The sequence below is a fragment of the Pseudomonas yamanorum genome (assembly GCF_900105735.1).
Taxonomy (GTDB): Bacteria; Pseudomonadota; Gammaproteobacteria; order Pseudomonadales; family Pseudomonadaceae; genus Aquipseudomonas; species Aquipseudomonas yamanorum.
On record NZ_LT629793.1, the window covers coordinates 263,822 to 289,254 of the forward strand.

General features: G+C 61.9%; 15 protein-coding genes. 3 read left to right on the forward strand and 12 right to left on the reverse strand.

Annotated features, from left to right (window positions below; translation table 11 throughout):
- Positions 1-37: 37 nt before the first annotated feature.
- From glgB to BLU46_RS01325, 4 genes are all read right to left on the reverse strand, one after another.
- Positions 38-2,272, reverse strand: coding sequence for a 1,4-alpha-glucan branching protein GlgB (gene glgB / locus BLU46_RS01310; RefSeq protein ID WP_093197516.1), 2,235 nt, complete (start codon positions 2,270-2,272; stop codon positions 38-40).
- On the reverse strand, positions 2,269-5,616 hold the full coding sequence (gene treS, locus BLU46_RS01315; RefSeq protein ID WP_093197519.1) for a maltose alpha-D-glucosyltransferase: 3,348 nt from the start codon (positions 5,614-5,616) through the stop codon (positions 2,269-2,271). The genes glgB and treS overlap by 4 nt, the downstream gene beginning before the upstream one ends.
- A 167-nt stretch (positions 5,617-5,783) precedes the next feature.
- On the reverse strand, positions 5,784-7,781 hold the full coding sequence (locus BLU46_RS01320; RefSeq protein ID WP_093197522.1) for an alpha-1,4-glucan--maltose-1-phosphate maltosyltransferase: 1,998 nt from the start codon (positions 7,779-7,781) through the stop codon (positions 5,784-5,786).
- 360 nt (positions 7,782-8,141) lie between these two features.
- On the reverse strand, positions 8,142-8,636 hold the full coding sequence (locus BLU46_RS01325) for an MgtC/SapB family protein (protein WP_063030734.1): 495 nt from the start codon (positions 8,634-8,636) through the stop codon (positions 8,142-8,144).
- A 120-nt stretch (positions 8,637-8,756) separates the two neighbouring features.
- Here BLU46_RS01325 and BLU46_RS01330 point away from each other — a divergent pair, with 120 nt between their 5' ends.
- The 3 genes from BLU46_RS01330 to mapR all read left to right on the forward strand — a co-directional run bounded on the left by BLU46_RS01330 (position 8,757) and on the right by mapR (position 12,114).
- Positions 8,757-8,996 carry a DUF3203 family protein gene (locus tag BLU46_RS01330; protein ID WP_063030736.1) on the forward strand — a complete coding sequence of 80 codons (240 nt, stop codon included), beginning with the start codon at positions 8,757-8,759 and terminating at the stop codon, positions 8,994-8,996.
- Between the two features lie 184 nt (positions 8,997-9,180).
- Complete coding sequence (ccoG, locus tag BLU46_RS01335) at positions 9,181-10,596, forward strand: cytochrome c oxidase accessory protein CcoG (protein ID WP_093197526.1); 1,416 nt, start codon at positions 9,181-9,183, stop codon at positions 10,594-10,596.
- A 108-nt stretch (positions 10,597-10,704) separates the two neighbouring features.
- On the forward strand, positions 10,705-12,114 hold the full coding sequence (gene mapR / locus BLU46_RS01340) for a GntR family transcriptional regulator MpaR (RefSeq protein ID WP_093197530.1): 1,410 nt from the start codon (positions 10,705-10,707) through the stop codon (positions 12,112-12,114).
- 116 nt (positions 12,115-12,230) lie between these two features.
- On the opposite strand, the gene BLU46_RS01345 is transcribed toward mapR, so the two are convergent.
- From BLU46_RS01345 to BLU46_RS01375, 8 genes are all read right to left on the reverse strand, one after another.
- A complete protein-coding gene (locus BLU46_RS01345; RefSeq protein ID WP_063030742.1) occupies positions 12,231-12,977 on the reverse strand; it encodes an SDR family oxidoreductase in 747 nt (248 codons plus the stop codon).
- Between the two features lie 237 nt (positions 12,978-13,214).
- A complete protein-coding gene (locus BLU46_RS01350; protein ID WP_093197533.1) occupies positions 13,215-13,649 on the reverse strand; it encodes a Kelch repeat-containing protein in 435 nt (144 codons plus the stop codon).
- Entirely contained in the window at positions 13,604-13,840 is a 237-nt protein-coding gene (locus BLU46_RS33005) for a hypothetical protein (RefSeq protein WP_172834506.1), read from the reverse strand. The genes BLU46_RS01350 and BLU46_RS33005 overlap by 46 nt, the downstream gene beginning before the upstream one ends.
- A 92-nt stretch (positions 13,841-13,932) precedes the next feature.
- On the reverse strand, positions 13,933-16,023 hold the full coding sequence (locus BLU46_RS01355; protein WP_063030746.1) for a putative bifunctional diguanylate cyclase/phosphodiesterase: 2,091 nt from the start codon (positions 16,021-16,023) through the stop codon (positions 13,933-13,935).
- Positions 16,024-16,296: 273 nt separating this feature from the next.
- Complete coding sequence (locus BLU46_RS01360; protein ID WP_063030748.1) at positions 16,297-17,775, reverse strand: efflux transporter outer membrane subunit; 1,479 nt, start codon at positions 17,773-17,775, stop codon at positions 16,297-16,299.
- A complete protein-coding gene (locus BLU46_RS01365; protein WP_063030750.1) occupies positions 17,772-20,879 on the reverse strand; it encodes an efflux RND transporter permease subunit in 3,108 nt (1,035 codons plus the stop codon). Before BLU46_RS01365 ends, BLU46_RS01360 begins: the two co-directional genes overlap by 4 nt.
- Complete coding sequence (locus tag BLU46_RS01370; protein ID WP_093197537.1) at positions 20,876-23,977, reverse strand: MdtB/MuxB family multidrug efflux RND transporter permease subunit; 3,102 nt, start codon at positions 23,975-23,977, stop codon at positions 20,876-20,878. Before BLU46_RS01370 ends, BLU46_RS01365 begins: the two co-directional genes overlap by 4 nt.
- A complete protein-coding gene (locus BLU46_RS01375) occupies positions 23,974-25,284 on the reverse strand; it encodes an MdtA/MuxA family multidrug efflux RND transporter periplasmic adaptor subunit (RefSeq protein ID WP_063030754.1) in 1,311 nt (436 codons plus the stop codon). The genes BLU46_RS01370 and BLU46_RS01375 overlap by 4 nt, the downstream gene beginning before the upstream one ends.
- Positions 25,285-25,433 lie beyond the last annotated feature (149 nt).

Consider the following 25,433-nt stretch of genomic DNA (forward strand, 5'->3'; position numbering starts at 1 on the left):
AAGCCAGCCCCCACATTTGATCTTCATCGTCTGGAAGTCAGGCGTCCGGTCGCAGGATCAGCACACCCAACGGCGGCAGGTTCAACGACAGTGACAACGGCTGCCCATGCTTGGGCTCTTCCTCCGTAAACGCCCCGCCACCGTTGCCAAAGTTGGAACCGGCATAGGTGTCGGCATCGCTGTTGATCACCTCGCTCCAACGCCCGGCAAAGGGTACGCCGACCTTGTAAGACTCCCTCGGCACCGGCGTGAAGTTGGCCACCACCAGCACCGGCCTGCCGTCCTTGCTCCAGCGCAGCCAGGCGTAGACGCTGTTGATCGCGTCGTCGCCGATCAGCCACTGGAAGCCCTGTGGCGCGTCGTCCTGGTCGTGCAGCGCCGGTTCTTCGCGGTACAGGCGGTTGAGGTCGCCCACCAGTTTCTGCACGCCCCGGTGTTCGGGGTATTGCAGCAGGTACCAGTCCAGCTGCTGATCGTGGTTCCACTCGCGCCACTGGCCGAACTCGCAGCCCATGAACAGCAGCTTCTTGCCCGGGTGCATCCACATGAAGCTCAGGTAAGCCCGCAGGTTGGCAAATTTCTGCCAGCGGTCGCCGGGCATCTTGTCGATCAGCGAGTGTTTGCCGTGCACCACTTCATCATGGGAAATCGGCAGGATAAAACGCTCGGACCAGGCATACACCAGGCCGAAACTCAGCTCGTTGTGATGATGGGCGCGGTACACCGGGTCTTGCTGGATGTAGTGCAGCGAATCGTGCATCCAGCCCATGTTCCATTTGTAGTTGAAACCCAGGCCGCCCTGTTGGGTTGGCTGGCTTACGCCCGGCCAGGCGGTGGATTCCTCGGCGATCACCAGTGCGCCGGGGGCCTCCAGGGCCACCACGTCGTTGAGGTGACGCAGGAAGTCGATGGCTTCAAGGTTTTCACGACCGCCGTGGCGGTTCGGCACCCATTCACCGGCCTTGCGCGAATAGTCGCGATACAGCATCGACGCCACGGCATCCACCCGCAGACCGTCGATATGGAAGTGCTTGAGCCAGTGCAACGCCGACGCCAGCATGAAGCCATGGACTTCGGTGCGACCGAGGTTGTAGATCAGGGTGTCCCAATCCTGGTGGAAGCCTTCCAGCGGGTTGGCGTATTCGTACAGCGCGGTGCCGTCGAATTGCGCCAGGCCGTGGGTGTCGGTAGGGAAATGCGCCGGTACCCAGTCGAGGATTACGCCAATGTCTGCCTGATGGCAGGCATTGACGAAGTACGCGAAATCCTCCGGCGAGCCGAAGCGCGCCGTGGGCGCAAATTGCGACAGCGCCTGGTAGCCCCAGGAACCGCCAAACGGGTGCTCCATGATCGGCATCAGCTCGATATGGGTGAAGCCCAACTGCTGCACATACGGAATCAAGCGCTCGGTCAGCTCGCGCCAGCTGTACTGGCGGGACACCTCGCCGACTTCGTCCAGTTCGCACTGCCAGGAACCGGCATGCAACTCATAGATCGACAACGGCGCGCTGGGCTTTTGCCGCTCGCCGCGCGATTGCATCCAGTCATGGTCCTGCCAGTCGACTTGCAGCGGCGGAGCGACTTTGGAGGCGGTATCCGGCGGCATTTGCGTGGCCAGGGCCATGGGGTCGGCCTTGAGCGGCAGGATCCCGTGGGCGCCGAGGATTTCGTACTTGTAGGCGGCGCCCGGTTGCAGGCGCGGGATAAAGATTTCCCAGACCCCGGACGGATGACGCAGGCGCATCGGATGGCGGCGCCCGTCCCAGATATTGAAGTCGCCCACCACCGATACCCGACGGGCATTCGGTGCCCATACGGCAAAGCGCACGCCCTGGACGCCGTCGACGCTGGTCACTTGTGCCCCGAGGCAACTGCTCAGGTCGCGGTGATTGCCTTCGGCGAACAGGTACAGGTCCATCTCGCCCAGCAGCAGTTGCTGGAAGCTGTAAGGGTCTTCGGTGACCTGTTCGCCACCGGCCCACTGGATCTTCAGCAGGTACGCCTGGCGGCTGCCGAAGTGCCCGACAAACAAGCCCGGCACCTGGGTCGCATCGAGGCTGCCGATGTGCTCGCCGCTGTCGCGGGCCAGTACCTGAACACTCAGGGCTTCCGGCAGGAAGGCGCGAATGAACTGGCCGCCCTGCTCGTCATCATGGGGGCCCAGGATCGAGAATGGGTCATGGTGTTCGGCCCGTACCAGGGCTTCGATATCAGCAGGCTTGGGCATCACACTCAACTTTTCCTGCAGCGGTTCTTTGCTTGTAAAACTCATGACGACTCCCCACCGCGTGCAGTTTTCGATAATGGTTTCAGCCCGCTGAGCAGCCCGTGCAAACCTTGCAACGGCACCGGCAACCAGCTGGGACGATTCTCTGCTTCGTAGGCCACTTCGTACGCGGCCTTCTCCAGGCTGAACAACGCCAGCGCTGCGTCCTGGCCTTTGGCATCCTGCCAGTCATGGGCCAGTGTAGTCGTGGCGGCGTGATAGGCCTGGATAAATGCCTGTTTGGCCTCATGCAAGTAGCGATCCGCCACCCGCTGCCGGGATGCATTGGCTTCAGGTGACTGGTCGACGCCTTGCACATTCACCGCCATGGCCGCCGCGTAATCAAACGACCGTAGCACCCCGCTCACATCCTTGTACGGGCTATGTTTACCGCGACGTTCAGGCAGCGGCCGCGCCGGCTCGCCCTCGAAGTCAATCAGGTAGGCATCACCCTTCACCACCAGTACCTGGCCCAGGTGCAGATCGCCGTGCACGCGAATGCGCAACCCGCCCACCGTGGCTTTCGCCAGGTCCTGAACGTAACTGGCGATGGCCTTTTTCTGATCCAGTAAAGCACTGACCAGCGCCTGATCGGCAGGGTTCAACTTGGTTTGATGCTGCTTAAGCAACTGCAACGCGCGGTCGATTTGTGCGCCCACATGCTTGGCCCAGCCCTGGGTGTCCTTGAGGGACGTAACCTCAGGTTTGAAGGCCTTGTTGGTGGTAGGTGCTGCCAGCACCTGGTGCATTTCACCGAGGCGCTGTCCGAGCAAGCCGGCGAAATCCGCCAGTTCGCCGAGGGCGTTGTAGTGCTGTTCCTGCTCGGACATGGCTTCGGCCAGTTCGTCGCGAATCGCTCGCTCCAGGTTGTTCTGGGTCCAGCCCCATGCGTCGCCCTGGTTGCTCAGGTAACCCTGGGCGATCATCAGCAGGTTGTCCTGGCCGTCGGCGTCGTGGCGAATCACCGAGCCCAGCAGCGGTGAGATATGTTCGTAGCCGGCTTCGGTCAGGTAGGCGCCCATCTCCAGTTCCGGGTGAACCCCGGCGCTGACTTTACGGATCAGCTTGAGCACCAGGCTGCCGCCCACCACCACGGAACTGTTGGACTGTTCCGCTGCGAGGTAGCGCACTTCCGATTCGTCGTTCAATTCCAGCTTGGCCAACTGCGCCGTGGGCTCGAAGCGAATCTCGCCGTCGGTGGAGTCGAGGACGGTTTTGGCCTGGAGACCCTGGATCACGCCGCGGATATAGGTGTCGAGGCTGAAGGCATCGGTCACCAAACCCACCTGACGCACTCGCCGCACACGGGCAAGCGCCAGTTGTTGCGGCAAGGCGCTGGTGAACTGGTCTTCACCAAGGAAGCCGAATGGCAGCTGATAGCGGCTGACCTGCCCGGCGCTGGTGACTTCGATTTCACTGAGCAACACCGGGTGCTGCGGGTCGCCAAAGCGCACGCCGTAGGCGATGTGCACTCCGTCGATCGCCGTGTCCTTGCTGGCAAACCAGCGGCGCTTGGGCAGCCACGCCGGCAACGCATTCTGTTCCAGGGTTGTGCGGCACGGCGCTTCGAGCAGCTCTTCCATGCGTTTCTTCAGCACCAGGGTGGTGAAGTCCGGGATGCTTTGCGCCGGTTCCACGTGCCAGCTTGGCATCTGGTTTTCCGCCGCGAGCACGAACCAGTAGAAACCATACGGCGCCAGGGTCAGCAGAAAATTCAGCTGGCCAATGGGCGGGAAGGCATTCCCGCCAAGCATCTCCACCGGAACCATGCCGGCAAACGCCGAGAGGTCCAGTTCTGCCGCCTGGGCACTGCGGGACACGTTCGCCACACAGAGGATGATTTCATTCTTGCCATCGGCGCCCACGTATTCGCGGGTATACGCCAGGATGCGGCGGTTGCTGGGCGAGAGCATTTTCAGGCTGCCGCGACCGAAGGCCTTGGACTGTTTACGCACGGCCAGCATGCGTCGGGTCCAATTCAGCAACGAGTGCGGGTCCTGGGTCTGGGTTTCGACGTTGACCGATTGGTAGCCGTATTGCGGGTCCATGATCGGCGGCAGTACCAGGCTGGCCGGGTCGGCGCGGGAAAAGCCTCCGTTGCGGTCGATGGACCATTGCATCGGCGTGCGCACGCCGTCGCGGTCACCGAGGTAGATGTTGTCGCCCATGCCGATTTCATCGCCGTAGTACAGGGTCGGCGTGCCAGGCATCGACAGCAGCAGGCTGTTGAGCAGCTCGATGCGCCGGCGATCACGTTCCATCAGCGGTGCCAAGCGCCGGCGAATCCCCAGATTGATCCGCGCCCGGCGGTCGGCGGCATAGTAGTTCCAGAGGTAGTCGCGCTCTCTATCGGTGACCATTTCCAGGGTCAGTTCATCGTGGTTGCGCAGGAAGATGGCCCATTGGCAATTGGCCGGGGTCTCCGGGGTCTGGCGCAGGATGTCGGTGATCGGGAAACGGTCTTCCTGGGCCAGCGCCATGTACATGCGCGGCATCAGCGGGAAGTGGAACGCCATGTGGCATTCGTCACCGTCGTCGCCCTTCTTGTCACCGAAATACAGCTGGGTGTCTTCCGGCCATTGGTTGGCTTCGGCCAGGAGCATGCGGTCGGGGTAGTTGGCGTCGATCTCGGCGCGGATCTGCTTGAGCACGTCGTGGGTTTCGGGGAGGTTTTCGTTGTTGGTGCCATCGCGCTCGATCAGGTACGGAATGGCGTCCAGGCGCAGGCCGTCGATGCCCATGTCGAGCCAGTAGCGCATCACCGACAGGACGGCTTTCATGACCTGCGGGTTGTCGAAGTTGAGGTCCGGCTGGTGGGAGTAAAAACGGTGCCAGAAGTATTGGCCGGCGACCGGGTCCCAGGTCCAGTTAGACTTTTCGGTGTCGAGGAAAATGATGCGGGTGCCGTCGTATTTCTGGTCGTCATCGGACCACACGTAGAAGTCCCGCGCGGCCGAACCCGGCTTGGCCTTGCGTGCCCGCTGGAACCACGGGTGCTGGTCGGAGGTGTGGTTGATCACCAGTTCGGTGATCACCCTCAGTCCGCGTTTGTGGGCTTCGGCGATAAAGCGCTTGGCGTCGGCCATGGTCCCGTAGTCGCTGTGCACACCACGGTATTCGGCGATGTCATAGCCATCGTCACGGCGTGGCGAGGGGTAGAACGGCAGCAGCCAGATGGTGTTCACCCCAAGGTCGGCGATGTAGTCGAGCTTGGCGATCAGCCCGGGAAAGTCACCGATGCCGTCGTTGTTGGAGTCGAAATAGGATTTGACGTGAACCTGATAAATCACCGCGTCCTTGTACCAGAGCGGGTCTTTGATAAAGGTGGCAGCCTTGGGTTTCTTCGCCATTGGAAACTCCTGGGAATTCGAAAAATTCTGCCTGAAGGAACTCGGTCAATGTGGGAGCTGGCTTGCCTGCGATAGCGGTGGATCAGCCAGTCTCATCTGCACTGACACACCGCTATCGCAGGCAAGCCAGCTCCCACATTAGATCTCCTTTGGATTGGAGATCAGCTTCAGGAAACGGTAATGCGCCAGATACCAAACGGCTGATGCCACGGCTCGATCCGCATCCACTGGGTCTTGCCGTACCAGGTCCAGCGGTGGCCGGTCATCAAGTCCTCGCCCTGGGTCTGAGCATCGTCCGGCAGGCCCATCTCCCACAACGGCAACTCGAAATTGGCCTCCTGGGCGTTGAACGGGTCGAGACTCACGGCCACCAGGATAAAGTTGCTGCCGTCCTCGCTGCGTTTGCCGAAGTACAGGATGTTGTCGTTCCACGCGTTGTAGAGCTTCAGCCCGAGATGCGTCTGCAAGGCCGGGTTTTGCCGGCGAATGCGATTGAGCTGGGCGATCTCGGCAATGATGTTGCCCGGCGCCGTGAAGTCTCGCGGGCGGATCTCGTACTTCTCCGAGTCCAGGTACTCTTCCTTGCCCGGTACCGGGGCCGCTTCGCACAGTTCAAAGCCGGAATACATGCCCCACAGGCCTGAGCCCATGGTGGCCAGCGCGGCGCGAATCAAGAAGCCCGCGCGGCCGGATTCATGCAGGAAACCCGGGTTGATGTCCGGCGTATTGACGAAAAAGTTCGGCCGAAAGCACTCGCGCCATGGCGACTCGTTCAGCTCGCTCAGATACTCGCTCAACTCGGCCTTGGTGTTGCGCCAGGTGAAGTAGGTGTAGCTCTGGGAGTAACCGACCTTGCCCAGGCGCGCCATCATCGCCGGGGTGGTGAAGGCTTCGGCGAGGAAGATCACTTCCGGGTATTTGCCGCGCACATCGCTGATCAGCCATTGCCAGAACGGCAGCGGCTTGGTGTGGGGGTTGTCCACGCGAAAGGTCTTCACGCCCTCTTCCACCCAACCGACCACGATGTCACGCAACTCGGTCCACAGGCTGGGAATCGCATCCGCCGCGTAGAAGTCGACGTTGACGATGTCCTGGTATTTCTTCGGCGGGTTCTCGGCGTATTTGATCGTGCCGTCGGGCCGCCAGTTGAACCAGCCCGGATGCTGCTTGAGCCACGGATGGTCCTGGGAGCACTGGATCGCGAAATCCAGGGCGATCTCCAGGCCATGATCGGCGGCGGCCTTGACCAGGTTGCGGAAGTCTTCCCGGGTGCCCAGCTGCGAGTGGATCGCCTCGTGGCCGCCCTCTTCGCTGCCGATGGCATACGGGCTGCCCGGGTCATCGGGCCCGGCGGTCAGGGAGTTGTTCTTGCCTTTGCGATGGCTGCGGCCGATGGGATGGATCGGCGGGAAGTACAGCACGTCAAAGCCCATGTCATGGATCATCGACAGGCGCGAGTGCACGTCGTTAAAGGTGCCGTGGCGCGCAGGATCGTCGGTGATCGAGCGGGGAAACAGCTCGTACCAGCTGGCGAACTGCGCAGCCTCACGCTCCACGTCAATCGGGAACACCGGGCTGATGCTCAAATAGGCGCGGTGATCGGCCTGGGTCATCAGGTGTGCACTGTCTTCGTGCAGAAACAGTGCGACTTGCTCGGTTTCCAGCAGGCCGGAGAGTTCGTGGTGCAGCAGCATCAGGCGGTCACGCAGCTCGTTGTCGCTGCGCTCGGCGGCTTGCAGGACCTGGCTGCGGCCTTCCTGCAACTCCAGGCTGACCGGTACCCCGGCCTCGTGTTTCTTGCTCAATTCGTAGCGGAAGCTGGCGAACGTGTCGATCCAGGCTTCGATGCAATACTCATGCGGCCCCTGGGCGGTCACGGTGAATGCGCCCTCCCAGCCGTTGTTGCCGACATCGGTCATCACCACGCTGTGCCAGCTCTCTTCATTGCGCGGGCGCCAGCGGATCATCACTGCAAGCTTGTCGTGACCATCAGCGAACACTTTGCTGGCAACCTGCACGCGCTGGCCAACCACAGCCTTGACGGCAAACTCGCCGCCATCGATCACCGGAGTGGTGCTTTCAATCGCAATCCTTGGCAGCAACAGTGCCTGGGACAGCGGTAATGTGGAGGTTGAATCGTCTTGGGTCAGTGTTTCAGCAGTCATCGAGCATCTCCCCTTAACGCCCAGTGGACGCTCTTGCGCTTGATCCAAATTCTGAAACGGCAACGCTCTCCCTGAGCAGGGCCGTATAGGTTCCGAGCATGCTGGCGATTGAAAAGTTCAGGTGGATATGACGCCATCGGGCGGGGAATCAAATCCACCGGGCGATTGTCCACCGGTAGAGCAAAGCACAAAGGAGGCCACACCGATGAATATCCCTATTCCAGCTGAAACGCCTGATCCCAATATAGATAAGCCGACATTGCCGCCGACCGAGCCCGACCCGGTTCCCGAGCAGGAGCCACCTGGCACTCAGCCACCACCCGTGGAGGAACCACCGACGACCATGCCGCCGGTCATCGTCTAATCCTTCTCCAGCAGCCGCACTATCCTTGGCATGACGCTGAACACCGCCAATGCCAATAACGTACTGAGCACCGCCGTCGACTCCCGCCCCATCCCCGCCGCCACACCAATGGCGGCGGTCATCCACAAGCCGGCGGCGGTGGTCAGGCCTTTGACGTGCTGGCCCTCTTCATCTTCCTTGCCCTTAAGGATGGTGCCGGCGCCAAGAAAGCCGATGCCAGCGATCACGCCCTGCAGCACACGGCTCATGGCGTCTGCCTGGGAGCCCGACATACTCGGCACCAACACGAACAACGCGGCGCCCATGGCCACGAGCATGTGGGTGCGTACCCCGGCGGCCTTGCCTTTCTGTTCGCGCTCATAACCCAGGATCCCGCCCAATATCGCGGCAATCATCAGCCGCACGGTGATTTGCGTGAGTTGCCGGGCATCGCCGATATCGGCAAATTCCGCTTGCAGGGTTTCCCAGACTTCATGCCACCAGGCGTCCATGGACGTGTCCTTGTTAGGGTTCGATAGAACATGGACAGCACCGACCGTCAGTCAGTTGCGCAGAACCATTGCCTTCGCATCCCACCCTAACCAGCAATAGCCCACAAAAAGGAGATCGATATGCCCGTACGTATCGAAGGTCAGCAATGTTTCTTCACCGTCGATGCCGACGGCCAGGAGAAACAACTTGAAGCCACCCATGTCACTGTCGAAACAGACAGCGAGAAATCCATGTCGTTTGTGAAGTTGAACGGTGACTGCACCTACATCACCGAAGCTGAAGCCGACGCATTGACCGTCGCTGGCGCCAAGGATGGCCGTAAGCATTTGAAGGCCACCGACGGTGATTCGGTGATTTGATTGATCTGGATCATCACTGCCTGAAAAGCGCTGCACCCCGCGCACCACCGGGTGCAGCACATTGTCGCAGGCACGCGTTGGCGGCCCATCTGATCCGCTTTTTATCGCCCTACCTGAGTCTGTTATGCAAACAGAGCGCCGGTCATAGTTCATCTGCCTGATGGAGGCTGATGAGCGAAAGACCATGAGCGATAGAATCCCCGTCCGAACCGTAGACGTGTTTGAGCCAGCACATCCAAAGAAGATGAAGGCCAAATCCAGCGACAACCTGATTCATACCCGCAGTTTTACCGGCCTGTTCCGCACCTTGCGTGTAGCGGGCGCAGGCTTTCTGTTCCTGGCGTTTTTCGGCACCGTGTGGCTGAACTGGGGCGGCCGGCAAGCGGTGCTGTGGGACCTGGCTGAAAGCAAATTCCACATCTTCGGCGCCACGTTCTGGCCCCAGGATTTCATCCTGCTGTCGGCGCTGTTGATCATCTGCGCATTCGGCCTGTTCGCGATCACCGTGTTCGCAGGCCGGGTGTGGTGCGGCTATACCTGCCCGCAAAGCTCGTTTACCTGGCTGTTCATGTGGTGCGAAAAGGTCACTGAAGGTGAGCGAAACCAGCGCATCAAGCTGCAGGCCGCGCCCTGGGGCTTGAACAAGCTGGCCCGACGGTCGGCCAAGCACACACTGTGGCTGGGTGTCAGCGTGCTGACCGGGCTGACGTTTGTCGGCTACTTCACACCGATCCGGCCGCTGGCCGAAGAACTGCTGACCTGGCAAATGGGCGGCGTCAGCCTGTTCTGGGTGCTGTTTTTTACCGGCGCTACCTACATCAATGCCGGCTGGCTGCGGGAAGCGGTGTGCATGCACATGTGCCCGTATGCGCGGTTCCAGAGTGTGATGTTCGACAAAGACACCCTGACCATTTCCTACGACGTGGCCCGTGGCGAAAATCGCGGCCCGCGCAAACGTGACGTGCAACCGGCGGACGTTGGCCTGGGTGACTGCATCGACTGCCAGCTGTGCGTGCAGGTGTGCCCCACCGGTATCGACATCCGTGACGGCCTGCAAATGGAATGCATCGGCTGCGCCGCGTGTATCGACGCCTGTGATTCGATCATGGACAAGATGGGCTATGCCCGTGGACTGGTCAGCTATACCTCGGAGCATCAGTTGCAAGGTGGCAAGACCCATCTGCTCAGGCCACGGCTGATCGGCTACAGTGCCGTGCTGCTGGTGATGATCGGCGCACTGGTGGTGGCCCTGGTGGCGCGCCCGATGGTGTCGCTGGACGTGACCAAGGACCGTGGGATGTTTCGCGAGAACAGCGAAGGCTTGATCGAGAACATCTACAGCCTCAAGGTCATCAACAAGACCCAGCAACGCCAGGATTATCGCCTGGAGCTGGTAGATGGCGATGGCTTCCAGTTGCAGGGCAAGACCGACATCAGCCTGGCGCCGGGAGAGATTACCGATGTGCCGGTGTCGGTGGCGATGACGGCAGACAAGCCGGCCAGCAGCTCCCAGACCATCCGCTTCAAGGTCACGGACGTGGATGAGCCGTGGATCTACAGCGCAGCGGATAGCCGGTTTGTGGCGCCATTGAATCGCTGAACCCGAGCTTTCAGCAACACTGGAGATCAAATGTGGGAGCTGGCTTGCCTGCTCCCACAGTTTGATCTGTGTTCAACCAGCAAAATCTGTTCAAAGCACTGAGACTCAATGAAACGCTACGAAAAATTCGCCGACGACATTGCAGAATTGATTCGCTCCGGCGTCCTCGGCCCCGGCCAACGCGTGCCTTCGGTGCGCTATGCCAGCCAGACCTACGGGGTCAGCCCGTCCACGGTGTTCCAGGCCTACTACCTGCTGGAGCGTCGCGGGCTGATCCGCGCCCGACCGCGCTCCGGGTACTTCGTCAACACCCATGCGCCGAGCCCGTTTTCCGAGCCGGTGGTGAGTGCCCATGTGCACGAATCCACCGAGGTGGACGTCAGCGAATTGGTGTTCTCGGTACTCGACTCCATCAAGGACCCGCAAACCGTGCCCTTCGGCTCGGCCTTCCCCAGCCCGACGCTGTTCCCGCTGCAACGCCTGGCCCGCTCCCTGGCCAGTGCCAGCCGGGAAATGGACCCGCGCATGGTGGTCACCGACATGTCGCCGGGCAACCCGCAACTGCGCAGGCAGATCGCCCTGCGCTACATGGTTGGCGGGCTGATGCTGCCGATGGAAGAACTGTTGATCACCAACGGTGCGCTCGAGGCGCTTAACCTGTGCCTGCAAGCCGTGACCGAACCGGGTGACCTCGTAGCCATCGAAGCCCCGGCGTTTTATGCCAGCCTGCAGATCCTCGAACGCCTGAAGCTCAAGGCGGTGGAAATCCCCGTGCACCCGCGCGATGGCATTGACCTCAAGGTGCTGGCGCAAAGCCTGGAGCGCTATCCGATCAAGGCTTGCTGGTGCATGACCAGTTTCCAGAACCCGATGGGCGCGACCATGCCCGAGGCCAAGAAACAGGAACTGGTGGAATTGTTGCGCAGCCATCAGGTGCCGCTGATTGAAGATGACGTGTACGCCGAGTTGTACTACGGGCAACAGGCGCCGAAACCGGCCAAGGCGTTCGACACCGAAGGCCTGGTGATGCACTGCGGCTCGTTCGCCAAAAGCCTGGCCCCGGGTTACCGTATTGGCTGGGTGGCTGCCGGGCGTTATGCGCAGAAGATCGAGCGGTTGAAGTTGATGACGTCACTGTGTGCGTCGATGCCGGCCCAGGCGGCGATTGCCGATTACCTGCAACACGGCGGCTACGATCGGCACCTGCGCAAATTGCGGTATGCGCTGGAGGAGCAGCAAAGCGCCATGCTCGCGGCCATCGCCCGTTACTTCCCGGCGCAGACCCGTGTCAGCCAGCCGGCCGGCGGTTACTTTCTTTGGCTGGAATTGCCGGAGCAGACCGACTCGTTGAAATTGTTCCAGATGGCCCTGGCCCAGGGCATCAGCATCGCGCCGGGGCCGATCTTTTCACCGACACAGCGCTTCAGGAATTGCATTCGCTTGAATTACGGCAGCCCGTGGGATGAGTCGTGTGAGAAGGCGATGGAGACCCTGGGGAAAATTGTGCGTTCGTTTTGACAGGCTGTGTGAAGACAACCGACGCCATCGCGGGCAAGCCCGGCTCCCACAGAGATACGCGATCAATTGTGGGAGCCGGGCTTGCCCGCGATGACGCCCGAACAGGCGCTATAACTTTATCGACCGCCCGCCAGGTCAATGAAGGTCCCGGTGGCATAGGACGCCTTGTCCGACAGCAACCAGATAATCCCTTCCGCCACTTCTTCGGCACGCCCGCCACGGGCCATGGGAATCCCCGGTTCCAGCTTGCTGACCCGGTCAGGGTCGCCGCTCAGCGCGTGGAACTCAGTGAAGATGAAACCTGGACGCACGCCATTGACCCGGATCCCCTCGCCCGCCACTTCCTTGGAAAGCCCCAGGGTGAACGTGTCCAGCGCGCCCTTGGACGCAGCGTAATCCACGTACTCACCCGGGGCCCCGAGACGCGCGGCGGCCGACGACACGTTGACGATGCTGCCGCCCTGCCCGCCATGTTTGGGCGACATGCGCAGCAGCGCGTGCTTGGCACACAGGATCGGCCCCAACACATTGGTCTTGAGCGTCTTCAGGATGCGGAATTCGGACATCTCATCGACTCGAGACTTGTGCCCGACGGTACCGGCATTGTTGACCAGCGCCGTCACCCGGCCCAATTCGTTATCGACCCGGTGGAACAGGCCGATCACTTCGTCTTCGATGCTGACATCGGCCCGCACCGCAATGGCCTGGGCGCCGAGGGCGCGCACTTGCTCAAGCACCCGGTGGGCAGCGTCTTCATCAGCCTGGTAGTTGATGCAGATACGATAGCCCTGGGCAGCGGCCAGCAACGCCGTGGCGGCGCCGATCCCACGGCTGCCACCGGTGATGATGACGACTTTGTCCATGTGTAAGGTCTCCTGATTCAACGTGAGCTGATGGATCCAATACTACCTGCGACCGGCAGGTTTTGCATGGGCTCAGGTCAACCCGAGAAGAGCGTGTTGATCACGCCAGGGTAAAAAGCTCGGCATTGGACAGCGGCGCCGGATGAGGGGTGGCCCTCGAGCCCCCCGCAATCAGCACTTGCCCCGCAGAAAGGCAGCACGCGCTGTGGCCGAAACACCCGGGGTCGAGGGCCGCGGTCAGCGTCCATTGAGCGGACCTCGGATCATAATGCTCGCCGGCAAGGTTGCGGTGTGATTCATGGCATCCACGGGGAGCCAGGCTTTACGCTGCCAATGGCCGGTGAGCGGGTCGTAGCATTCAACGCGGTCTTGCACTTGCCCGCCACCGGATTGCAGATTATTGCCGCCGACCACCAAGACGTTTCCTGACGCCAACAGTGTGCTGGTATGGCCGAAGCGCGGCGTGTGCAAGGGTCTCGCTGGTGTCCAGCGGTTGGTTGAAACGTTATACAACTGCACGTCACTGATCGACTGGCCGGACTCGCTCCCAGCCGTCAACAGCACAATACCCGACTGCAAAACCACAGCCGCACTGGCACTGCGGGGAAACGGAAGCGGCGCGACCGTCAACCACTGACCTGACGCTTGGTGGTAGAACTCCACGCTGGCCATGATGCGGGGGATCGATGCGCAACCGGGTGCGCCAGGCGCCAATTGGTCGAAACGCGGGCCTGAAGCTTCGCCGGGGCCTTCCCCGGGATGACCAGTACGCCCAGGTCGCCGATGCCCACGGCGTTGTGGAAAGAACGGGGTTCGAGCATCGAACCTGTGGGCGTGAATACACCGGTCATGAGCGATGCCATGTCGGTCGGCTCCCAAGTCAGCTTCCTGGAATCGACTCTATACGCGCTGTATCACGGTCGCTACTGTCAGAACTAACAGGTATGACCCGCACTCAGCCGCGGGTATCGGCCACTCCGGCGGTGGCCTTTTTAATGTCCGTCATAAATTGGTCCGCCGGCAACGGATGCCCCAGCAGATAACCTTGCAATGAGTCGCAGCCCAGCCGTGTGAGGAAGCTCTGCTGTGAATCGGTCTCGACCCCTTCGGCCACAATACGCAGGCCCAGGGCTTGGCCGAGGGCCACGATGGCCGAGACGATGGCGGCATCGTCACTGTCGTGCTCCAGATCGCGGACAAACCCACGGTCGATTTTCAGTTCATTGGCCGGCAGGCGCTTGAGGTACATCAGGCTCGAATAGCCGGTGCCAAAGTCGTCGATGGACAGATCGACGCCCATGTCCGAGAGCTTCTGCAACACCGTCATGCTCGCATCGGCATCGCTCATGGCGGTGGTCTCGGTGATTTCCAGGGTCAGGCTGTTGGCCGGTAACCGGTGGCGCTCCAGCGCGTTGGCGACACTCTTGACCAGCCCGGCATGGCAGAACTGCAACGCCGACAGATTCACCGCGATGCGCCAGTCGTGATAGCCCTGGGCGTACCACACCTGCATCTGGCGGCAGGCTTCATTGAGCACCCAGTCGCCGATGGGGATGATCAGCCCGGTCTTTTCCGCCAGCTCGATAAACTTGTCCGGCAATAACAAGCCCTGTTGCGGATGCTCCCAGCGCAGCAGGGCTTCGGCACCGACCGGGCGACCGCTGACGGCGTCGAACTTGGGCTGGTAATACAGCCGGAACTGTTCATGCTCCACGGCGCTGCGCAAGTCCTGCAGCAGTTGCAGTTGTTTGCGCGCATTGGTGTTCATCGACACATCGAAAAAGCTGTAGCCGTTCTTGCCCATGCCCTTGGCGTGATACATCGCCGCGTCGGCGTTCATCAGCAGTTCCTGGGGCGTGGCGCCGTTGCCGGGGAACAGCGCAATACCGATGCTGGCGGAGATCTTCAGCTCGTGTTCGGCAACGCGGAACGACTGGTTGATCAGGCCCACCTGGCGCTCGGCCAGGCGCAGCGCGTCGTCGGGCTGGGTCAACTGCACCAGCAAGACAAACTCATCACCGCCGATGCGGGCCAGGGTGTCCTGGCTGCGCAAGTCTTCCCGCAGGCGCAGGCCGACCTCCTGCAACAACTGGTCGCCCATGTGGTGGCCGAAGGCGTCGTTAACCGGTTTGAAGCCATCCAGGTCGATAAACATCAGCGCGAAGCAACCGCCCTCCTCGTTCACCCGCTGTATCGCTTGTTGAATCCGGTCAGCGAGCAAGGTGCGGTTGGGCAAGCCGGTGAGCATGTCGTGCAGGGCCAAGTGAGTGAGTTCCTGGTTGGCCTGGGTCAAGGAGTTGGCTAACACCGCGGTACGGGCTTCCAGGCGGGCATCGGCCAGCGAGGTCAGCAGCGCAATGATCAGCACCGCGAGGGTGGTCACCAGCACCAGATTATCCAGGCCCTTGCCGCTGAGGCCTGTCAGGGCTGCGCCGCAAAAACTGCCATCGGCGAAACGCGCAGCGGCCATGCCGGTGTAGTGCATGCCGACGATTGCCACGCCCATCACCATCGCCGCTCCGCCCCGGGCCAAGCGCACGTAAGGCGTGTTGCGCCGCAGATTGAAGGCGATCCACAAGGCCGCCGCCGAAGCGCCCACTGCAATCAACAGGGAGGCGGTGAACAGCGTGGGGTCGTAGTCGATGCCGGGCGTCATGCGCATCGCGGCCATGCCGGTGTAATGCATGGCGCTGATGCCGGCGCCCATGATCAAGGCGCCAAACGCCAGCTGCCAGGCGGGCAAGCGCGGCTGGCTGACCAGCCACAAGGCAAAACCACTGGAAAGGACTGCGATCAGCAATGACAGCGCCGTGATGTCGATGTCATAGCCCAGACTGATGGGCAAGCGAAAGGCAAGCATGCCGATAAAGTGCATCGACCAGATGCCCACACCCATTGCCAGCGCACCGCCGCCCATCCACAGGTAAACGGCGCGGCCTTTGGCCGTGGCAATACGGCCTGTCAGGTCCAACGCGGTATAGGACGCGAGGATCGCGACGAACAGGGAAATCAGGACCAGGGCGGGGGAATAACTACCGGTGAGCATGGGACTTCTCGTGACCAATGGGCCAAACGGCTTCCGTGCCGGGGTGAAAAGTCGGGGATTGTAGCGAGATTAATTCTTGTACACCTGAAATATTATCGTATAGCCATCATTCAGAATTTGACGCCAAACTACTGGCTCAAAAGCACCGCAAAACCCTTGTGGGAGCGGGCTTGCTCGCGAAAACGGCGGGTCAGTTCATACACAGTTGACTGACCCACCGCTTTCGCGAGCAAGCCCACTCCCACACAAGCCAGTACAGCTGCGGATCGTTGTTTACTTCTTGTCGCTCAGCTGCATTTGCCCATCCCAACCACCGCCCAGCGCCGCGATCAGTTGCACGCTGGCCACCAACCGGGTTTGCAGCAGGGTCAGCACCGTGCGTTCGTTGCTCAGGGCCGTCGCTTGCACGGTGACCACATCGAGATAAGCGATCAGGCCGGCCTTGTACTGGTTCTGGGTCAGGCGCAGGGATTCACGGGCGGCGTCGAGGGCTTCGTTGCTGACAACCGCTTCGTCTTCCAGGACCTTGAGCTGCACCATGTAGTTTTCCACTTCGCGGAAACCATCCAGTACGGTCTGGCGATACTTAGCTACGGTTTCGTCGTAGGACGCTTCGGCGCGGTCGACTTCCGCCGAACGCTGGCCGCCGTCAAACAGGGTCATGGCGAGTTTCGGTCCCACCGACCAGAAGCGGTTCGGCAGGCTGATCCAGTCGGCGTAGGTGCTGCTGGAATAGCCGCCGGCCAGGCTCAGGGTCAGGTCCGGGTAGTAGGCGGTCTTGGCGACGCCGATATTGGCGTTGGCCGCAATCACCGAGCGCTCAGCCTGGGCGATATCCGGGCGGCGCTCCAGCAGTTGCGACGGCAGGCTCACCGGAATCTGCGGCAGCGCCGGAATATCCTTGCTCACCGCCAGGTTGAAGTTGGCCGGCGGCACACCGATCAGCACGGCAATTGCGTTTTCCAGCTGCGCCCGCTGCCAGATCAGGTCGATCATGCTGGCCTGGGTGCTTTTCAATTGGGTCTGGGCCTGGGCAATGGCATCCTTGCCCGAGACACCGGCGCGGTATTGGTTCTGAGTCATTTGCAGGGAGCGTTGGTAGGTATCCACCGTGGCTTGCAGCAAACGGGTCTGTTCGTCCATGACCCGCAGTTGCAGGTAATCCTGCACCAGCTCCGATTGCTGGCTCAGGCGCATCGCCGCGAGGTCCGCTGCGCTGGCTTCGGCGCTGGCTTCATTGGCTTCCAGGCCCCGGCGCAGTTTGCCCCAGATATCGGCTTCCCAGCTCACGCCCAGCTGGGTGTTCAGGGTGTCGCGGATACCGCTGCTGGAGCTGCTGAGGCTGGCGTTACTGCTGCCGGTACCCTGGCTGGCCCGGCTTTTCGAGGCACTCAGGTCAACCGTGGGGAAGAACGCCCCACGGGCACTGCGCACCTGCGAGGCGGCCTGGCGATAACGCGCCTCGGCCTGGGCCACGGTCTGGTTGGAGCTGTTGAGTTTTTCTACCAGCTCATTGAGTTGTCTGTCGCCGTACAACTCCCACCAGGCGCCCCGGGCCAACGAGTCGCTGGGCGCGGCCTGGCGCCAGCCCTGGGCCTCTTTGTACTGGGCAGGCTCGGTCAATTCGGGGCGTTTGTAGTCCGGGCCGACGGCGCAGGCGCTGAGCATCACGCCGCACAGGGCCAGGCTCAGCAGCTTGGAGCCGCGAGTCATCGCCAGACGTTGCACGGTGGGAAACGTTGAGTCGGTCATAGCGCAGTGTCCAGGGCAGCATCGGTACGCACTCCGCGCCAACCGTTGAAACGGTGGCGCAGGCGGTCGAGATAAAGGTAAACCACAGGCGTGGTGTAGAGGGTCAGGATCTGGCTGAACACCAGCCCGCCGATAATCGTCAGGCCCAGGGGCTGGCGCATTTCCGCGCCTTCGGCGGTACTGAGCAGCAGCGGCACGGCGCCCAGAATCGCCGCCAGGGTGGTCATCAGGATTGGGCGCAGCCGCACGAGGCAGGCGGCGCGAATCGATTCCAGTGGGCTCATGCCGTCCTTGCGCTCCAGTTGCAGTGCAAGGTCGATCATCAGGATCGCGTTTTTCTTCACCACCCCGATCAGCAGGAACAGCCCCAACAGCGAGATCAGGCTGAATTCGCCCCCCAGCAGATAGATCGAGAGCAACGCGCCCACCCCCGCCGACGGCAAGGTCGACAGAATGGTCAGCGGGTGAATGTAGCTCTCGTACAGAACCCCCAATACCAGATACACCGCCACCAGCGCACCGAGGATCATGAACGGCTGGCCTTTCTGAGTGGCGGCGAAGGCGTCGGCCGTACCGGCCATCTTCGCGATCACATCTTCGGGCAAGCCGACCTTGGCAATCGCTCGCTCGATAGCGGCCGTGCCCTGCTCCACCGTGACCCCGGGTGACATATCAAACGCAATGTTTTCCGAGGCGAACTGGCCTTCATGACTGACCCGATCATCCGCCAGGCTGTTTTCATAGTGGGCGATGGCCGACAGCGGGACGCGTGCACCGGTGGACGTGATCACCTGCATCTGATTAAGGGTGATCGGATCCTGGGCGTACTTCGGATTGACCTCCATCACCACCTGGTACTGGTTGAGGCTGTCGTAGATGGTGGAAATCTGGCGCTGGCTGTAGGCGTTGTTGAGCACGGCGGTGACCATGTTCATATCAATGCCCAGGCGCTTGGCCTGGTCGCGGTCGACAATCAGCGTGACCTGGGCCGCACCACGCCCTTCACGGGCATCGATGGCGGTGAGTTCCGGCAGTTCGCGCAACGCGGCGACCACTTTCGGGTACCACAGGCGCAAGGCCGCCAGGTCGCCGCTTTGCAGGATGTAGGAATACTGCGAGGTGGTCTGGTCGCGGCCGCCACCAAATTGCAGGTCCTGGTCAGCCATCAACATCAGGCGCCCGCCCGGTACCAGAGGCACATTCTTGCGCATGCGCTCGATCACCGCCTGGGCAGAAATCTTGCGTTCGCTGATGGGCTTGAGCCGCACCAGCATCACCGCGTTATTGGTGCCGCTGTTGCCGCCAATAAAGCCTGCCACGCTCAACACGGCGGGATCCTGCAGGACTGCCTTGCGGAAGATTTCCATCTTCGGCTGCATGACACTGAATGACAGCCCATCGTCGCCACGCACAAAACCGATCAGTTGCCCGGTGTCCTGCTGGGGCATGAAGGTTTTCGGCACCACCACATACAGGGCGACGTTGACCCCGATGGTCACCAACAGGCTGAGCAGCGTCAGGCGCTTGTGACGCAGCACCCAGTCCAGGCTGCGGGCATAGCCGGCCACCATGCGGTCGTTGATTTTCTGGCTCCAGCGCTGCAAGCCTGTCTCCTGGCCTTTGACATGGGGCTTGAGCCAGCGGGCGCAGAGCATCGGGGTCAGGGTCAGGGACACCACCAGCGAGACGATGATCGCCGCCGCCAAGGTGATGGAAAACTCGCGGAACAGGCTGGTAACGATCCCGCCCATGAACAGGATCGAGAGGAACACCGCCACCAGCGAGACATTCATCGACAGCAGCGTGAAGCCGACTTCCTGCGCCCCCAGGTACGCCGCCTTCATCGGCGGCACGCCTTCGTCGATGTGCCGGGAAATGTTCTCCAGCACCACGATGGCATCGTCCACCACCAGACCGGTGGCGAGGATCAGTGCCATCAGCGACAGGTTATTCAGGGAAAAGCCGAACAGGTACATCACCGCAAAGGTGCCCACCAGCGATACTGGCACCGCCAGGGTGGGAATCAGCGAGGCACGGAAGTTACCGAGGAACAGGTACACCACCAGGATCACCAGGGCCACGGCAATCAGCAACGTCATCTCGGCTTCGTGCAAGGTGGCGGTGATCACCGGCGAACGGTCCATGGCCAGGTTCAGCTTGACGCTGGACGGCAACACCGCCTGCAAGGCCGGCAGTTGCGCCTTGATCTGCTTCACCGTCTCGATGATGTTGGCACCGGACTGGCGGTTGATCACCAGCAGCACCGCCGAGTCGTTGTTGAAGAAGCCGCTGTTGTAGCGGTCCTCGACGCCATCGCTGATCTTCGCCACATCCCCCAGGCGCAGGGCCGCGCCATTCTGGTAGCGGATCAGCAGTGGTTCGTAGTCCTTGGCCTTTTCCAGCTGGTCGTTGGCCTGGATCTGCCAGTTGCGCTCACTGTCTTCCAGCGAGCCCTTGGGCCGGCGCACGTTGGCATTGGCGATGGTGTTACGCACATCGTCCAGGGCCACGCCGTACTGGTCGAGGGCCTTGGGTTCAAGTTCGATCCGCACGGCGGGCAAGGAGCTGCCGCCGATCTGCACTTCACCCACCCCCGGCACCTGGGACAGGCTCTGGGACAGGATAGTGGAGGCCAAGTCGTACAACTGGCCCTTGGGCAACACGTCCGACGTCAGGGACAGCACCATGATGGGCGCCTGGGACGGGTTGATCTTCTTGTAGGTGGGCATGCTGCGCATGCCACTGGGCAGCAGGTTACGGGAGGCGTTGATCGCCGCCTGCACTTCCCGCGCCGCGCCGTTGATGTCGCGATTGGAGTCGAACGCCAGGATCACCCGGGTCGAACCCTGGCTCGACGAACTGCTCATGGTGGTAATGCCGGCAATTGCGCCGAAAGAGCGCTCCAACGGCGTGGCCACCGTAGACGCCATCACCTCGGGGCTGGCGCCGGGCAAGCTGGCCGACACCACGATCACCGGGAAGTCGATCTGCGGCAAAGGCGAGACTGGCAGCAGGTTGAAGCTGACGCCGCCCAGCAGCATGATCGCCAGGCTCAGCAGCATGGTCGCTACCGGCCGGCGAATGAAAGGTCCGGACAGGTTCATGACTCAACCGGCTCCAGGCGCGCGGGCTCTTTGCGCCAGCGCCGGCCAAGGCGGTCGAAATACAGGTAGATCACCGGAGTGGTAAACAGGGTCAACACCTGGCTCACCAGCAGCCCGCCAACCATCACCAGACCCAGGGGCTGACGCAGCTCCGCACCGGAACCGGTGGCGAGCATCAACGGCACCGCACCGAACAGCGCCGCCAGGGTAGTCATCAGGATCGGCCGGAAGCGCAACAGCGCCGCCTGGTAGATCGCGGTTTGCGGGTCCAGGCCCTGGTTGCGCTCAGCATCGAGGGCAAAGTCGATCATCATGATCGCGTTCTTCTTCACGATACCGATCAACAGGATGATGCCGATAATCGCGATCATCCCCAGGTCGTTGCCACTGAGCAGCAAGGCCAGCAAGGCACCCACCGCTGCCGAGGGCAAGGTCGAGAGAATGGTGATCGGGTGGATGTAGCTCTCATAGAGCACACCCAGCACGATGTACATGGTCACCACCGCCGCCAGGATCAGCAGCAAGGTACTCGACAGCGAAGCCTCGAACGCCTGGGCTGCACCCTGGAACTGAGTCTGCACGCCGACGGGCATGCCGATGTCCTTCTGGGCCTGGTTGATCAGTTCCACACCCTTGCCCAGCGCCACGCCGGGGGCCAGGTTGAACGACATCATCACCGCCGGGAACTGGCCGATATGCGCAATTGCCAACTGGGCCTGGCGCTGTTCCACGTGGGCCAGGCTGGACAGCCGTACCTGGCCGCCGTCGGTGGTTTTCACATGGATCTGGTTCAGGGCGGCCGGGCCGAGGGTTTCCCCCGATTGGGCCTGCAGCACCACGCGGTACTGGCTGGCCTGGGTATAGATGGTGGAAATCTGCCGCTGGCCGAACGCGTCGTACAGCGCATCAGTGATGGTCGAGACCGACACGCCAAGGCGCGAAGCCGCGTCGCGGTCGATCACCAGGTACACCTGCAGGCCTTTGTCCTGCAGGTCACTGGCGACGTCGGAGAGTTCCGGCAGTTGACTGAGGGCGTGCACCAGCTTGTCACTCCACAGCGCCAGCAGCTCGGCGTCCGGCGAGGACATGCTGAACTGGTACTGGGTGCGGCTGACGCGGTCTTCAATGGTCAGGTCCTGCACCGGCTGCATGAACAGGCGGATACCCACCAGTTTGTCCAGCTCTGGTTGCAGGCGCGTGATGATCTGTGCCGCGCTGAGGTCCCGTTCGCCGTGGGGCTTGAGGTTGATCAGCAGGCGGCCGCTGTTGAGGGTGGCGTTATCACCGTCCACCCCGATGTAGGACGACAGGCTCTCCACCGCCGGGTCTTCGAGGATGATCTTCGCCAGTTCCTGCTGGCGCTGGCTCATGGCCGCAAAGGAAATCGACTGCGGCGCTTCGGAAATGCCCTGGATCACGCCGGTGTCCTGCACCGGGAAGAAGCCCTTGGGCACGACCATGTACAACACCACGGTCAGGCCCAGGGTGGCGATGGCCACCAGCAAGGTCAGCGGCTGGTGCTTGAGCACCCACTGCAACTTGCGCCCGTAGGCTTCGATCAACCAGTCGATCCAGGCGCCGCTGGCCTTGTAGAAACGGCCCTGCTCTTCTTCCTTGGGTTCGCGCTTGAGCAAACGCGCGCACATCATTGGCGTCAGGGTCAGGGACACCACCAGGGAAATCAGGATCGCCACCGCCAGGGTGATGGCAAATTCACGGAACAAGCGCCCCACCACGTCGGCCATGAACAGCAGCGGGATCAATACCGCAATCAGCGACAGGGTCAGGGAAATCAGGGTGAACCCGATCTGCTTGGCGCCCTTGAGCGCGGCCGCCATGGGCGTCTCGCCTTCCTCGATATAGCGGGAAATGTTCTCCAGCATCACGATGGCGTCGTCCACCACAAAACCGGTGGCGATGGTCAGGGCCATCAGCGTCAGGTTGTTGATGGAGAAACCGGCCAGGTACATCACGCCAAAGGTGCCCACCAGGGACAGTGGCACGGCAATGGACGGGATGATGGTCGCGCTGAAGCGGCGCAGGAACAGGAACGTCACCATCACCACCAGGGCAATGGCGATCAGCAATTCGTGTTGTACGTCCTTGACCGAGGCCCGGATGGTCTGGGTCCGGTCAGTGAGCACCGTCACGTCCAGGCCGGCCGGCAGGTTGTCGGTGATGCTCGGCAACAATGCCTTGATCCGGTCCACCACTTCGATGACGTTGGCCCCGGGCTGGCGCTGAATGTTCAGCAAGACCGCCTGGTTTTCATTGGCCCAGGCCGCGAGGCGTTCGTTCTCGGCGCCGTCGACGATCTGCGCCACGTCCTTGAGCCGCAGCGGCGCGCCGTTGTTGTAGGCGAGGATCAGCTCGGCGTATTCCTTGGGCGAGACCAACTGGTCGTTGGCGTCGAGCATCGACACCCGCGTGGGGCCGTCAAAGTTACCCTTGGGCTGGTTGACGTTGGAGGCGGCGATCAGGGTGCGCACGTCCGACAGGTTCAGGCCGTTGGCCGCCAGGGCCTCGGGGTTGACCTTGATCCGCACCGCCTGGCGCTGGCCACCGGCGATGCTGACCATGCCGACGCCGCTGATCTGCGCGATTTTCTGCGCCATGCGCGTGTCGACCAGGTCGTTGAGCTTGGGCAGCAACATGGTCTTGGAGGTGATGGCCAGGGTCAGTACCGGGGTGTCCGCCGGGTTGACCTTGTTGTACACCGGCGGTGCCGGCAAGTCCTTGGGCAGCAGGTTGGTGGCGGCGTTGATCGCGGCCTGCACCTGTTGCTCGGCGACATCCATGTTGATGTCGAGGTTGAAACGCAGGGTCAGCACCGAGGCGCCGCCGGAGCTGGTGGACGCCATCTGGGTCAGGCCGGGCATTTGCCCGAACTGACGCTCCAGAGGCGCGGTCACCGCGCTGGTCATCACGTCCGGGCTGGCGCCGGGGTACAGGGTCATCACCCGGATGGTCGGGTAGTCCACCTGGGGCAAGGCCGAAACCGGCAACAGGCGATAAGCGATCGCCCCGGCCAGAACAATGGCCAGCATGCTCAGGGTAGTGGCTACCGGGCGAAGGATGAACAGCCGCGAGAGGTTCATGCGCCGCCCTTTTGCGCCTTGCCGGCATCAGCCGGGCCTTGCTGCGTCTTGGCTGCCGGCTGGCCCTGGAGGTGTTCGGTCGGCGTGGTCGGCACCTCAGTGCTGTCGTTGACCACTTCGATGTCGCTGCCGTCCTTCAGGCGGTCAGTGCCTTCCAGCACCACCCGGTCGCCGGCTGCCAAGCCTTGCTTGATCACGGTGTTGTCGCCGTCGGAGTCACCGATCACCAGCGGACGTACCTTGACCTTCTTGTCGCCATCGAGCACGTAGACGAAGGTGCCATTGTTGCCGAACTGAATCGCCGCCGATGGCGCCAGCACCACGTTATGCAGGGTGTCGGCCAGCAAGTGCACATTCACGAACTGGTTGGGGAACAGCGCCTGGTCCTTGTTATCGAAGCGCGCCTTGAATTTCAGGGTGCCGGTGGTGACGTCGATCTGGTTGTCCAGGCTCTGCAGCACGCCGTTGGCTTTAAGGGCCACGTCGCCGCGGTCCCAGGCTTCTACCGGCAGCTTGTTGCCGGCGTGATAACGCGCCAGCACGGTTTCCAGGGTGTTTTCCGGCAGCGTGAAGACCACGCTGATGGGTTGGGTCTGGGTGATCACCGCCAGGAAGGTGGTGTCGTTGGCGGCGACGAGGTTGCCCACGTCCACCTGGCGCAGGCCGACACGCCCGGTAATCGGGGCGCGGATCTTGGTAAATTCGAGGTTGAGCTTGGCGTCATCCACCGCGCCCTGGTTGGTCTTGACCGTGCCCTGGTACTGCAACACCAGCGCTTCGGCGGTGTCCAGGGTCTGCTTGGCGATACTGTCTTGGGCATACAGGTCGCGATAACGCTGCACGTCGACCTGGGCGTTTTTCAGCTGGGCCTGGTTCTGCAGCAACGTGCCCTGGGCCTGGAGCAAGGCATTCTGGTAACTGCGCGGGTCGATTTCCGCCAGCAAGTCACCTGCCTTGACCATCTGCCCTTCTTCAAAGGCGATCTTGACCAGCTCTCCCCCTACCCGGCTGCGCACATTAATGGTGTTCAGTGCGGTGACCGTGCCCAGCGCCTTGTAGTACACCGGGAACTCACCCAGCACCGCAGGCGCCACACGCACCGGCACCGGGCCGGTAGAACCACCAAACCCCGGGCGCATCATGCCCGACTTGCCGGCATGCCCGGCGGGCTTCTTCTCGGCACTGTCTTTGTGGCTGCTGCCGGGCCAGAACTTCCAGCACAAGCCGGCAATGACCAGCAGCACGAGCAGGCCGAACAGCCAGCGGCGGGAGTGACGAGGGGTGGATTGCATGGAGTGATCAACCATTGGGCGCGAGAGCTTCTTCTTTGGGAGGCTGAAAGATAAGCACTGGAGCGCGTTAAGAAAAGCGCCTTTACCGGCTATTTACCTTGGATTACAACTTTTAACTTCTGTGCTTAGTCCATTTGCTATCCGGCTAAGCATCTGAAGCACAA